This is a genomic window from Bordetella petrii (assembly GCF_017356245.1).
In the GTDB taxonomy this organism is placed as follows: Bacteria; Pseudomonadota; Gammaproteobacteria; order Burkholderiales; family Burkholderiaceae_B; genus Bordetella_A; species Bordetella_A petrii_D.
In genome coordinates this window covers 900897-913605 of record NZ_JAFMZZ010000001.1, presented here as the reverse complement: position 1 = coordinate 913605, position 12709 = coordinate 900897, and the positions used below count along the sequence as shown (strand labels likewise).

The 12709-nt window shown below is 67.2% G+C and carries 13 protein-coding genes; 9 read left to right on the top strand and 4 right to left on the bottom strand.

Annotated features, from left to right (window positions below):
• Positions 1-4 precede the first annotated feature (4 nt).
• The 9 genes from J2P76_RS04330 to J2P76_RS04290 all read left to right on the top strand — a co-directional run bounded on the left by J2P76_RS04330 (position 5) and on the right by J2P76_RS04290 (position 7769).
• Positions 5-916, top strand: coding sequence for a polyprenyl synthetase family protein (locus J2P76_RS04330; protein ID WP_207404730.1), 912 nt, complete (start codon positions 5-7; stop codon positions 914-916).
• A gap of 8 nt (positions 917-924) precedes the next feature.
• The gene (dxs, locus tag J2P76_RS04325) at positions 925-2808 is read left to right on the top strand and encodes a 1-deoxy-D-xylulose-5-phosphate synthase (RefSeq protein ID WP_207404728.1); all 1884 of its coding nucleotides are present in this window, start codon (positions 925-927) and stop codon (positions 2806-2808) included.
• A 138-nt stretch (positions 2809-2946) separates the two neighbouring features.
• A complete protein-coding gene (gene folE2 / locus J2P76_RS04320) occupies positions 2947-3744 on the top strand; it encodes a GTP cyclohydrolase FolE2 (protein ID WP_207404726.1) in 798 nt (265 codons plus the stop codon).
• 157 nt (positions 3745-3901) lie between these two features.
• Positions 3902-4279 (top strand): 30S ribosomal protein S6, encoded by a 378-nt coding sequence (gene rpsF, locus J2P76_RS04315; RefSeq protein ID WP_207404724.1) that lies wholly within the window; start codon positions 3902-3904, stop codon positions 4277-4279.
• Positions 4280-4317: 38 nt separating this feature from the next.
• Positions 4318-4641, top strand: coding sequence for a primosomal replication protein N (priB, locus tag J2P76_RS04310; protein WP_207404722.1), 324 nt, complete (start codon positions 4318-4320; stop codon positions 4639-4641).
• A 75-nt stretch (positions 4642-4716) separates the two neighbouring features.
• Positions 4717-4989 carry a 30S ribosomal protein S18 gene (gene rpsR, locus J2P76_RS04305; RefSeq protein ID WP_012249960.1) on the top strand — a complete coding sequence of 91 codons (273 nt, stop codon included), beginning with the start codon at positions 4717-4719 and terminating at the stop codon, positions 4987-4989.
• 15 nt (positions 4990-5004) lie between these two features.
• A complete protein-coding gene (gene rplI, locus J2P76_RS04300; RefSeq protein WP_207404720.1) occupies positions 5005-5460 on the top strand; it encodes a 50S ribosomal protein L9 in 456 nt (151 codons plus the stop codon).
• A 96-nt stretch (positions 5461-5556) separates the two neighbouring features.
• Positions 5557-6387, top strand: coding sequence for a hypothetical protein (locus J2P76_RS04295; RefSeq protein WP_207404718.1), 831 nt, complete (start codon positions 5557-5559; stop codon positions 6385-6387).
• A gap of 8 nt (positions 6388-6395) precedes the next feature.
• On the top strand, positions 6396-7769 hold the full coding sequence (locus tag J2P76_RS04290; protein ID WP_207404716.1) for a replicative DNA helicase: 1374 nt from the start codon (positions 6396-6398) through the stop codon (positions 7767-7769).
• Positions 7770-7822: 53 nt separating this feature from the next.
• On the opposite strand, the gene J2P76_RS04285 is transcribed toward J2P76_RS04290, so the two are convergent.
• From J2P76_RS04285 to J2P76_RS04270, 4 genes are read right to left on the bottom strand one after another with little or no spacing between them, the layout of a single operon-like run.
• Complete coding sequence (locus tag J2P76_RS04285) at positions 7823-8464, bottom strand: peroxiredoxin (protein ID WP_207404714.1); 642 nt, start codon at positions 8462-8464, stop codon at positions 7823-7825.
• Between the two features lie 49 nt (positions 8465-8513).
• Positions 8514-8960, bottom strand: coding sequence for a DUF6306 domain-containing protein (locus J2P76_RS04280; protein WP_207404712.1), 447 nt, complete (start codon positions 8958-8960; stop codon positions 8514-8516).
• Positions 8961-8965: 5 nt separating this feature from the next.
• Positions 8966-10735 carry an NADPH-dependent assimilatory sulfite reductase hemoprotein subunit gene (locus J2P76_RS04275; protein ID WP_207404710.1) on the bottom strand — a complete coding sequence of 590 codons (1770 nt, stop codon included), beginning with the start codon at positions 10733-10735 and terminating at the stop codon, positions 8966-8968.
• Positions 10736-10755: 20 nt separating this feature from the next.
• Complete coding sequence (locus J2P76_RS04270) at positions 10756-12609, bottom strand: assimilatory sulfite reductase (NADPH) flavoprotein subunit (RefSeq protein ID WP_207404708.1); 1854 nt, start codon at positions 12607-12609, stop codon at positions 10756-10758.
• Positions 12610-12709: the final 100 nt, after the last annotated feature.

Here is a 12709-nt window from a genome sequence, read left to right as displayed (position 1 = left end):
CCGGATGAAGCAACAACACCTTGCGTTCGCGGATTGGCTGCAGGGCCGCGCGCAGCATATCGAAGCGGTCCTGGACGAATGCCTGCCGGCTGCCGACGCGCTGCCCGCGCGCCTGCACGAGGCCATGCGCTACGCGGTGCTGGGCGGCGGCAAACGCATCCGCGCCGCGCTGGTCTATGCGGCCGGCCAGGCCTGCCCCGTCAACGGCAGCGCAGTGGCCATCCAGGCCTCGATGGATCGCGCCGCCGCGGCGGTGGAACTGATCCACGCCTATTCGCTGATTCACGACGACCTGCCCTGCATGGACGACGACACGCTGCGCCGCGGCCGCCCCACCACGCACGTGCAATTCGACGAAGCCACCGCGATGCTGGCCGGCGATGCGCTGCAGCCGCTGGCTTTCGAGCTGCTGGCCGACATGCCCATCGCGCCGGCACTGGTGGTGCAGGCCACGCAGGCGCTGGCCCGCGCGGCCGGCAGCCAGGGCATGGCGGGCGGGCAGGCCATCGACCTGCACAGCGTCGGCCATGCTTTGTCGCGCGACGAACTGCAAACCATGCACAGCATGAAAACCGGCGCCATGCTGGCATGCAGCGTGGCGCTGGGCGGCATTGTGTCGGGGGCCAGTTCCAGCACCCGGCAGGCGCTCGACGACTACGCCCAGGCCGTCGGCCTGGCCTTCCAGGTCGTGGACGACATTCTTGACGTTACCGCCGATACTGTCAGCCTGGGCAAGACGCCCGGCAAAGACGCCGCTGGCAACAAACCCACCTATGTGTCGCTGCTGGGGCTGGACGACGCCCGCGCGCTGGCCGAAGAGTTGCGCGGCGCCGCGCACTCGGCCCTGACGCCGCTGGGCGATGCCGGCTCGACGCTGGCCCGCCTGGCAGACTACATCGTACTCAGAGACCGCTGATACCAAGCATGACGACAGAATTGCTGGACCGCATCCAAACGCCCGCCGACCTGCGCCAACTGGATCGCCGCGAGCTCAAGGCGCTGGCCGAAGAGCTGCGCGGCTTCGTGCTGGAGTCGGTATCCAAGACGGGCGGCCACTTGTCGTCCAATCTGGGCACCGTCGAACTTACCCTGGCCCTGCACCGCGTGTTCGACACGCCGCACGACCGCATTGTCTGGGATGTCGGGCACCAGTCGTATCCGCACAAGATCCTGACCGGGCGCCGCGCCGGCATGGCGCGCCTGCGCCAGGAAGGCGGCATCTCGGGCTTTCCCAAGCGCAGCGAATCCGAATACGACGCGTTCGGCACGGCTCATTCGTCGACCTCGATCTCGGCCGCGCTGGGCATGGCGGTGGCTTCGCGCAACGCCGGCGTGCAGCGCCAGCACATCGCGGTCATCGGCGACGGCGCCATGTCGGCTGGCATGGCCTTCGAGGCCATGAACAACGCCGGCGTCACCCCCGATATCAACCTGCTGGTGGTGCTGAACGACAACGACATGTCGATCTCGCCGCCCGTGGGCGCGCTGAACCGCTACCTGGCCCGTCTGATGTCCGGGCGCTTCTACGCCGCCGCCAAGAACGTCGGCCGCGCCATGCTGCAGCACGTGCCGCCGGTGCTCGAGCTGGCGCGCCGCTTCGAAGAGCACGCCAAGGGCATGGTCACGCCGGCCACGCTGTTCGAAGAGTTCGGCTTCAACTATGTGGGCCCGATCGACGGCCACGACCTCGATGCCTTGGTGCCCACGCTGCAGAACCTGAAGGCGCTGCAAGGCCTGCAGTTCCTGCACGTGGTGACGCGCAAGGGCCAGGGCTACAAGCTCGCCGAGGCCGATCCGGTGCTGTATCACGGGCCGGGCAAGTTCGATCCCGCCGTGGGCATCCAGCAGGGCAAACCGTCGGCGCGCAAAACGTTCACCCAGGTGTTCGGCCAGTGGCTGTGCGACATGGCCGAACGCGACGAACGCCTGGTGGGCATTACGCCGGCCATGCGCGAAGGCAGCGGCCTGGTCGAGTTCGAGCAGCGCTTCCCGCGCCGCTATTTCGACGTGGGCATCGCGGAACAGCATGCCGTGACATTCGCGGCCGGGCTGGCCTGCGAAGGCCAGAAGCCGGTGGTGGCCATTTATTCCACCTTCCTGCAGCGCGGCTACGACCAGCTCATCCACGACGTGGCCCTGCAGAATCTGGACGTCACCTTCGCCCTGGACCGTGCCGGCCTGGTGGGGGCCGATGGCGCCACGCACGCGGGCAATTACGACATCGCCTACCTGCGTTGCGTGCCGAACATGGTGGTCGCCACCCCCTCGGATGAAAACGAGGCGCGCTTGCTGCTGTCGACCTGTTATGAATATCCCGGCCCGGCCTCGGTGCGCTATCCGCGCGGAGCCGGCCGCGGCGCCGAAGTCTCGCCCGGCCTGGACACCGTGCCGGTGGGCAAGGGCGTCATCCGCCGGCAGGGCCGCGGCATCGCCATCCTGGCGTTCGGCACCCTGGCGCAGGCGGCGCTGGGCGCGGCCGAGGCGCTGGACGCCACCGTGGCCGACATGCGCTTCGTCAAGCCGGTCGACCGCGAGCTCATCCTGGAGCTGGCCGCCAGCCACGACGCCATCGTCACCCTCGAAGAGGCCGCCATCATGGGCGGGGCGGGCAGCGCCGTGACCGAGGTGCTGCACCAGGAAGGCGTGGGCGTGCCGGTGCTGCAACTGGGCCTGCCCGACCGCTTCATCGACCACGGCGACCAGGCCGCGCTGCTGGCCGGGGTGGGGCTGGATGCCGCCGGAATCGAGCGTTCGATCCGCGCCCGCTTCGAAAAAACGGGCCGCCCGGCCGCCGCGCAGGCGCAATAGGGGTCAAGGCCGGACTACCAACCTACTAGTAGGAGGGTTTTCCGCGCAGCCGGCCCGGCTTTTCGGTAATAATGGCTCCGCTAACATATTTCAGGGCAACAGCGATTCTCATTTCATCCCGCCCTGACAGGTAATCCTATGAATTCTCCGATCGATCCCGCCCTGGTCATGCCCGATGTCCAAAGCTCGGCTGATACGCGGCATATCCCGATTCAGCGCGTAGGCATCCGCGGCGTGCGGCATCCCATGCTGGTGGCGGGCGCCGATGGCGCGCCCCAGCCCACCGTGGCCACCTGGACCCTGACGGTGGCGCTGCCGGCCGAAGAGAAGGGCACGCACATGTCGCGTTTCGTGGCGCTGCTCGAAAAATACCGCAGCGTGCCCATGACGCCGGCATTGTTCGCCGCCATGGCGCGCGACATGCTGCCGCTGCTGCACGCCGAGCGCGGCGACATTACGGCCGCTTTCCCGTACTTCATCAACAAGTCCGCGCCGGTATCGGGCGTGCAGAGCCTGCTCGACTACGAAGTGCAATGGATCGCCCGCGCCGCCGGCGACCAGGTCGAGTTCGAACTGGTGGTGCAGGTGCCGGTGACCAGCCTGTGCCCGTGCTCGAAGGCGATTTCCGAATACGGCGCGCACAACCAGCGTTCGCACGTCACGGTGTCGGCCGTGTTCAATGGCGACGTTGCCATGGATCGCGTGATTCGCCTGGTCGAGGACGAAGGCTCGTGCGAGCTGTGGGGCCTGCTCAAGCGCCCCGACGAGAAATTCGTGACCGAACGCGCCTACGACAACCCCAAGTTCGTCGAAGACCTGGTGCGCGACGTGGCGGCGCGCCTGGCGGCGCACCCCGGCGTGGCGCGCTACCGCGTCGAAGCCGAGAATTTCGAATCCATCCATAACCATTCCGCCTACGCCGTCGTCGAAGGCTGACGCGGGCCGGCGTTTACGGTAGCTTGCACGATGCGCCCGGATCGGCGATAATCGTGGGCTTTCTTTGCTCGATCGCCCCTTTTTGGGGGTGGCGGGCTGCCCCTTGCGGGCCGGCAAACTGCCCGGCCAGGCAAGACATCCTCAAGGAGTTTTACCCATGCGTCACTACGAAGTAGTGTTCATTGTCCATCCGGACCAAAGCGAGCAGGTGCCCGCCATGGTCGAGCGCTACCAGGCGCTCGTTACCGGCCAGAGCGGTACGGTGCACCGCCTGGAAGACTGGGGCCGCCGCCAGCTGGCCTATCCCATCCAGAAGCTCGTCAAGGCCCACTACGTCTGCATGAACATCGAGTGCGGCCAGGCCACCCTCGACGAGCTCGAGCATTCGTTCCGCTACAACGACGCCGTGCTGCGCCACCTGGTCATCAAGACCAAGAAGGCCCAGACCACGCCCTCGATCATGATGAAGTCGGTCGAGCGCGAAGAGGCCCGCAAGGCCAGCACGGAAGCGACGGCGCCGGCCCAGGCCCAGTAACCCGGCCGCGCCAAGTTTTACCACCACGCACCGGCAGGATGAACACCCTGGAACTCAGCGCCCGCGTTCTCGAATGCGAGCCTTTGCGCCATACTCCCGCCGGCGTGCCAGCGCTGGAAATGCTGCTGGCCCACGAATCGGAAATCGTCGAAGCAGGCCATCCCCGCCGCGTCGAACTCACGATTACCGCCGTGGCCCTCGGCGATCTGGCTCAACTGCTGGCCGGCACCCCTCTGGGGACCGAACTGCAGGTGCAGGGCTTTCTGGCCGCTGCCCGCAAAGATTCGGTGAAGGTCAAGCTGCACATGCAGCTGGCCCGCAAAGTCGGCGGCAGTGCAGGGCGCGACCCGCTGGTGGGATGACAGGCAACCGGAACCAGACACAGATTCCGGGTCCGCGGAATGAAACCCCGGCCCGACTAGACTAAGAGGCACATCATGGCTTTCTTCGGAAAACGCAAAGAGAAACGCAAATTCACGCAGCAGAACCCGCTGTTCAAGCGCCGCAAGTTCTGCCGCTTCACCGCCGCCGGCGTCGAAGAGATCGACTACAAAGATCTGGACACCCTGCGCGATTTCGTGCAAGAAAACGGCAAGATCATCCCGGCTCGCCTGACCGGCACCAAGGCACACTACCAGCGCCAGCTGGACACCGCCATCAAGCGCGCGCGCTTCCTGGCCCTGTTGCCTTACACCGACAACCACAACTGATCCGGGGTTACTGAAATGCAAGTCATCCTGCTCGAAAAAGTCGTCAACCTCGGCAACCTGGGCGAAGTCGTCCGCGTGCGCGATGGTTACGCCCGCAACTTCCTGATTCCCCAGAAAATGGCCCGTCGCGCTACCGACGCCGCCCTGAAGGAATTCGAAGCCCGCCGCGCCGAACTGGAAAAAGTCCAGGCTGAAAAGCTGGCCGCCGCCGAAGCGCTGGGTGGCCGCCTGGCTGGCTACCAGCTCAAGGTCGTGCAAAAGGCCGGCGTCGACGGCCGCCTGTTCGGCTCCGTTACCAACGCCGACGTGGCCGAAGGCCTGAAGAAGGCCGGCTTCGAGGCCGTTGAAAAGGCTCAGGTGCGCCTGCCCAACGGCCCGCTGAAGGCCGTGGGCGAGTACCCCATCCAGGTCGCGCTGCACGCCGACGTGACCGTGGACGTGACCGTCGTGGTCGAAGGCGACATCGCCTAAGCCTGTCGCGTTTACGCCAAGCAGAAAAGCCGGCGGCCGTGCCGGCTTTTTTGCTTATTGCGGCCCTTTCACGCCCAAGCCTACAAGGATGTCTTCTTGAGCCAGCCGCCCCAGCATCAGCAAGCGCCCGCCGGCCTGCGCGCCTGGCTCGATAGCGTCGACGCCGCGCGCGAGCCTTCCGTGCGTGAAGTCGTCATCGACGGGGTCGCCTGCGTGGTGAAGCGGCGCCGTTCGGGCCTGCTGCAAGGCGCGGGCTACGCGCTGCGGTACGTGCGGGCGCTGGCGCTGGCCGTGGGCTGCCGGCTGTTTCTGGGCGAATTCCCGCGCCCCAGCGTCTTGTTGCGCAACGGCCTGGCGCACGAGGCCGGGCGGCTGCGCCGGCTGTCGCAGGCCGGCTGCCGGGTGCCCCAGGTATGGTGGGAAGCGCCCGGCCTGCTGGTGCTGGAGCACGTGGGCGAAGATTTCGCCGGGCTGGTCAGGCATGCCGACCCGGCGCAGCGCGTGCAGTGGGTGCGTGCCCTGGCCGCCGACCTGGCGGCCTTCCACGCGCAAGGCCACTGGCACGGCGGCGCCCAGGTGCGCAACATCACCCTGCACAACGGCGAGCTGTGGCGCATTGATTTTGAAGAAAATACCGGCGGCGCCTTGTCGCTGCCCATGGCCCAGGCCTACGATCTGTTCCAGCTGGTATCGTCGCTGCTGGGACTGCGCAAACTGGAAGATGACAATCTGCCAGGGCTGGGTAAACTGATGCTGGACATTTATTTCGAAACCCATCCAGCCCCCGCCGTGCGCGCCCGCCTGCAGCGGCTGGCGCGCGTAGTATGCGGCTGCGCCGCCGTGCTGCGCCCCGTGGGCGGCCGGCTGCCCGGCCGCGACATCCAAGGTTTCTTCCGGGTGGCCGACACCCTGCGTACTCTTTACTAGTCCATTCGATGAACAATCCCGCCGATTCCCAGCTAGATTACCTGCGCGTGCCGCCGCATTCCATCGAGGCCGAGCAGTCGGTGCTGGGGGGGCTGCTGCTGGACAACGGCGCCTGGGACCGCATCGCCGACGTGCTGGGCGAAGAAGACTTCTACCGCCACGACCACCGCCTGATCTGGCATCACATTGCCCGGCTGATCGGGCTGGCGCGGCCGGCCGACGTCATCACCGTCAACGAGTCGCTGATCAGCGCCGGCAAGGCCGAAGACACGGGCGGGCTGGCCTACCTGAACGCGCTGGCGCACAACACGCCGTCGGCCGCCAACATCCGCCGCTACGCCGAGATCGTGCGCGAGCGGGCCATGCTGCGCAAGCTGGTGACGATTGCCGACGAGATCTCCTCGGCCGCCCTCAACCCGCAAGGCAAGGAAGCGCGCCAGCTGCTGGACGAGGCCGAATCCAAGGTGTTCAAGATCGCCCAGGAAGGCGAGAAGGGCTCGGCCGGCTTCCAGGAAATCCAGCCGCTGCTGACGCAGGTGGTCGAGCGCATCGACGAGCTTTACCACCGCGAGGGCGATTCCGACGTCACCGGCGTGCCTACCGGTTTTTCCGACCTCGACAAGATGACGTCGGGCCTGCAGCCCGGCGACCTGGTCATCGTGGCCGGACGTCCCTCGATGGGCAAGACCTCGTTCTCGATGAACATCGGCGAACACGTGGCGATCGAGCAGGGGCTGCCGGTGGCGGTGTTCTCGATGGAAATGGGCGCGGTGCAGCTGGCGATGCGCATGCTGGGCTCGGTAGGCATGCTGGACCAGCACCGCATGCGTACCGGCAAACTGGTGGCCGACGACTGGCCGCGCGTGACGCACGCGGTGCAGCTCATGCAGGATGCCCAGGTGTACATCGACGAAACCCCCGCGCTCAGCGCCATGGAAGTGCGCGCGCGCTCGCGCCGCCTGGCGCGCCAGTGCGGCCAGCTGGGCCTGATCATCATCGACTATCTGCAGCTGATGGCGGGCAACGGCGGCGGCGAGAACCGCGCCACCGAAATCTCGGAAATCAGCCGCTCGATGAAAGGGCTGGCCAAAGAACTGAACTGCCCGCTGATCGCGCTGTCGCAGCTCAACCGCAGCCTGGAACAGCGCCCCAACAAACGCCCGGTGATGAGCGACCTGCGTGAATCGGGCGCCATCGAACAGGACGCCGACTTGATCCTGTTCATTTACCGCGACGAAGTCTACAACCCCGATTCGCCCGACAAGGGCACGGCCGAGATCATCGTGGGCAAGCAGCGTAACGGGCCGATCGGCACGGTGCGGCTGACGTTCCAGGGTTCCAGCACGCGCTTCTTGAACTTCACCGCGGCGCCGCAGTACTGACCCCCGGGGTGTCCGACACCCTGACGGGAGTCAGACACCCGGGCCGCCAGTTCTTACTTGCCGGGCTGCGGCGTAAAGCGCAGGTAGGGGCGGGGCGCCTTGTAGCCTTGCGGAAATTTCGCCTTGATCTGTTCCTCGTCCTGCAAGGCCGGCGGAATGATGACGTCGTCGCCGTGTTTCCAGTTGCCCGGGGTGGCCACGCCATACTTGTCGCTGACCTGCAGAGCGTCGATGACGCGCACGATCTCGTCGAAGTTGCGGCCGATGCTCAGCGGGTAGGTCAGGGTCAGGCGCAGCTTCTTGTCCGGGTCGATGATGAACACCGAGCGCACCGTGGCGGTGCCCGACTGGTTCGGGTGGATCATGTCGTACAGCGTGGCCACCTTCTTGTCGCGGTCGGCGATGATGGGGAATTTGACGACAGTGTTCTGCGTGTCTTCGATGTCCTTGGTCCAGGCGCGATGCGAATCGGCATCGTCCACCGACAGCGCGATCGCCTTGACATTGCGTTTTTCGAATTCGCCCTGCAGCTTGCCCGTCAGGCCCAGCTCGGTGGTGCAGACAGGCGTGAAATCGGCCGGATGCGAGAACAGCACCACCCACGAATTGCCGGCCCATTCATGGAACCGGATCGGGCCGACAGAGCTGTCTTGTTCGAAATCGGGCACGGTGTCGCCCAGATGGATTTTGCTCATGGTTGTGTACCTTCTGAAGAGTGCCCGCTGGGCGGGCCGGGAGGGGAAATCACGGAGCCTGCGGCGGCAGAGCGGCCTTGACGAGCCCGATGTTGGACTCGTGGGCCGCCAGCATGTCGGCCAGATCGGCGCGCAGGAAATCGGGCAGGGGGCGCTGCAGCAGGTCTTGCAGCTTGCGCACCACCCATCCCTGGCCGCGGTTCAGGAGCACCAGGCGCTGCTCGATATCGGCAATGGCCATGGCCTTGCCGTGGAACGCGCCCGTCAGGTCCGACGGCGTGGCGCCCAGGGCGCGGATCGCGCGCAGCAGCATGCCGCACCAGCGCACTTCGTCCAGGCGGATGTGCTCCACCAGTTCCGCCATGCGCGGCTCGTCAAGTGCGCGGCCGGTTTCCAGCGCCACGCGCGCGCCGGCGCGCTCGGCTTCGAGCAGGGCGTTCAGTTCGGCGAGCAGCGCGTCGCGCTGTGCCGCGGGCAGGGCGGAATCGGGTGGCATGGTGTTCAGGCCTGTCGGGCGGCGGCGCCCGCATCCCGCGCAGGCGCGCGCCGCAGATTGAAGTCTCGTCCGGCGGTCACGGCTTCGACATAGCCCGCGCGCACCACGAAATCGCCGAAATGCTCGCCGCTGTGGCGATCGCGGGCGTAGTGGCCCAGCGTGGTGTCGAGCGTCGCCAGGATCGCCGCCTCGGCGGCGTTCTCCAGCACCATGCGGTTCAGGCGCTGTCCGTGGAAACCGCCGCCCAGGTACAAGTTGTACTTGCCGGGGGCGCGGCCGGTCAATCCGATTTCGGCGATGTAGGGACGCGAACAGCCATTGGGGCAGCCGCTCATGCGTATCGTGATGGGGTCGCGTTCCAGGCCGTGCGCGCGCAGCAGCGTCTCGATCTTGCCGACCAGATCGGGCAGGTAGCGTTCGCTTTCCGCCATGGCCAGGCCGCAGGTCGGCAGCGCCACACAGGCCATCGAATTCAGCCGCAGCGCGCTGGCGGATTGATCGGCTTCCAGACGGTATTGGCGCAGCAGCTGTTCGATGCGCGGCCGCTGCGCGTCGCCGATATCGGCAATGACCACGTTCTGGTTCGGCGTGACGCGGAACGAGCCCGCATGGATGCGGGCGATCTCGCGCAGGCCGTCGAGCAGCGGCTGGCCCGGCAGGTTGACCAGGCGGCCATTCTGGATGAACAGGGTCACGTGGTGGCGGCCGTCTTCGCCGGTCTGCCAGCCCAGGGTGTCGCCGTTCGATTCGAACCGGAAGGGGCGCGCCGGCTGCAGCGCGAAGCCCAGGCGGCGCTCGATTTCGGCCTTGACGGCATCCAGGCCGTAATCGTCGATGGTGTACTTGAAGCGCGCGCGGGCGCGGTCTTTGCGGTTGCCGTAGTCGCGCTGCACGCCCATTACCGCATCGCAGGTGGCAATGACGGCTTCGGGCGGCACGAAACCGATCACGTCGGCCAGGCGCGGGTAGGTGGCGGGAGCCTGGTCGGTACGGCCCATGCCGCCGCCGATCGCCACATTGAAGCCCTGCAGCGAGCCGTGGTCATCGGCGATGGCGATGAAGCCTAGGTCCTGGGCGTAGACGTCTATATCGTTGACGGGAGGAATGGCGAAGCCGACCTTGAATTTGCGCGGCAGGTAGGTCTGGCCGTAGAACGGCTCTTCGGGTTCGGATGCGGACGAGGCGATCCGCTGCTCGCCGTACCAGATCTCATGATAGGCGCGCATGCGCGGGATGGCGTGGTCGCTGGCCTGGCGCGCCAGGTCGTACACGGCGGCATGCAGCGCCGACAGCTGCGGATTGACCGAGCACATCACGCCGCGCGCATCGTCGCCGCAGGCCGCGATGCTGTCCAGCAGCACTTCGTGCAGCCCCTGCAGCGTGGCCTGCAGGTTGTGCTTGAGCACCCAATGGAACTGGAAGGTCTGGCGCGTGGTGAGCCGCAGCGAATCGCCGCCATAGGCGCGCGCCAGTTCGTCCAGCTTGAGCCATTGCGCCGCGCTGCAGACGCCGCCCGGCAGGCGTACGCGGATCATGAACTGATAGGCCGGCTCGAGTTTCTGGCGGCGGCGCTCATCGCGCTGCTCGCGATCGTCCTGCTGGTAGATGCCGTGGAATTTCAACAGCTTGGTGTCGATGTCCGACACCGCGCCCGTGAGCGGGTCGGCCAGGCTGCGCAGGATGGTGCCGCGCAATTGGTCGCTGGAGGCTTTCAGGCGCTCGTCGGCGCTGAGCTTTTGCGGCGGCTGGGAAAGGTCGTTGTCGGTGGATTGCATGGGGTCGATTCGCGGGATGATCAATAGACGTCGCGCTGATAGCGGTTTTCGCGCTGCAGGCGGCGCAGGTAGTCTTCCGCCGCTTCCGGGTTCAGCCCGCCCTGGGAGGCGACCACGCTGGCCAGGGCCTGGTGCACGTCGGGCGCCAGGCGGCTGGCGTCGCCGCACAGGTACACATGGGCGCCTTCTTCCAGCCAGGCATAGACGTCGCGGGCCTGTTCCTGCAGCCGGTGCTGGACGTAGGTCTTGGCGCCGCCCGCGGCATGCCGGTCGCGCGAGAATGCCACGTCCATGCGCGTCAGCACCCCGTCTTTCAGCAAGCCCTGCCATTCGGCCTGGTACAGGAAGTCGCTGCGGAAATTGCGTTCGCCGAAGAACAGCCAGGAGCGCCCCGCGGCGCCGCGGGCCTCGCGTTCCTGCAGGAACGCGCGGTAGGGCGCCACGCCGGTGCCCGCGCCGACCATGATGATCGGCACATCGTCGGCCGGCAGCCGGAAATGGGGGTTGGACTGGATGTAGACCGGCAGCGTCGCGTCCGGCAGGGCGCGTTCGGCCAGGTGGCCGGAAGCCACGCCGGTGCGGGCGGCGCCCTGCAGCCCATAGCGCACGACGGAAACGGTCAGGTGCACTTCATCGGGCGCGGCCAGCTGGCTCGAGGCGATGGAATACAGGCGCGGCTGCAGGGGGCGCAGAGCGGCGAGCACATCCTGCGGATCCAGGCCCCTGGCCGGGAACTGGCGCAGCACGTCGATGATGTGGTGGTGGCGCGCGAAGTCGGTGCGCGCTTCGGCCTGCCCGGGCTGCGCCAGTTCTTGCAGCCGGGGCGCCTGGGCCAGTTTGCCCCACTGTTCCAGGAAGCGCGGCGTGATCGCGGCGATCTCGACGCGTTCTTCCAGGGCGCGGCCCAGCGGCAGAAAGTCGCCTTGCACGCTGACCGGCGCCTCGGCCGCCAGGCCTAGTTCACTCACAATGTCGCGCACCAGCGCCGGATCGTTGGCCGGCATGATGCCCAGCGCGTCGCCCGGCTCGTACGCCAGCCCGGATCCCTCGAGCGACAGCTCGATGTGGCGGGTTTCTTTCGACGAGCCGCGTCCCGTCAGGACGAGATTGTCGACCACGTTCGCCGTATAGGGATTGCGCTTGTCGTAGCGGGCTGCGGCGGGCGCGGCGGCGGCCTGGGCCGGCGAAGGCCCGGCGGGCGGCGCGTCCTGTCCGCGCGCGGGTTCCAGGCAGGCCAGCAGGCGGTCGGCCCAGGCCTGCGCCGGCCCGTCGTAGTCGACGTCGCAGTCGATGCGCGCCTGCAGGCGCGTCGCGCCCAGTTCTTCAAAACGCCGGTCGAGGCGCTTGCCGGCTTCGCAGAAATGCTCGTAGGTGGAATCGCCCAGGGCCAGCACGGCAAAGCGCAGGCCGGGCAGCTTGGGGGCCTTGCGGCCTTCGATGAATTCGAAAAAACCGGCGGCCGGCTGGGGCGGGTCGCCTTCGCCGTAGGTGCTGGTGATGATGAGCACGTCCTGTTCGCCGGCCAGGTTGCGGGTCTTGTAGTCGGCCAGGTCGTGCGCGGCGGCCTGCAGGCCCTGCGCGGCGGCCTGGCCGGCCAGCGCATTGGCCAGCGCGGTGCTGTTGCCTGTTTCGCTGGCGTAGAGTACGGTCAGGCGGCGCTGCGCCGGCTGGGCGGCGGGTGCGGCGGGCGCCGGGGCCGGGGCCGGGGCCGGGCCGGGCTCGGCGGCGGAGCCGTTCGAACGCAGCAGTTCGGCGCCTGCCAGGAAACCGCTGGCCCACATGAGCTGGCGTGCATCCAGCGAGGTGGCCAGCGAGTTGACGTACTGCCATTGGACCTCGGTGAAACCGGGGCCGCGAAATTCAGAGATGAGCATGAGCGAGGGAGTTCTGAAAGCAATCCTGGGCCGGGGGCCGTGCGGCTATGCACCCGAGCATGTGCTTTCGCAATGCGTTAACGGTTCATCTCTTAGATTG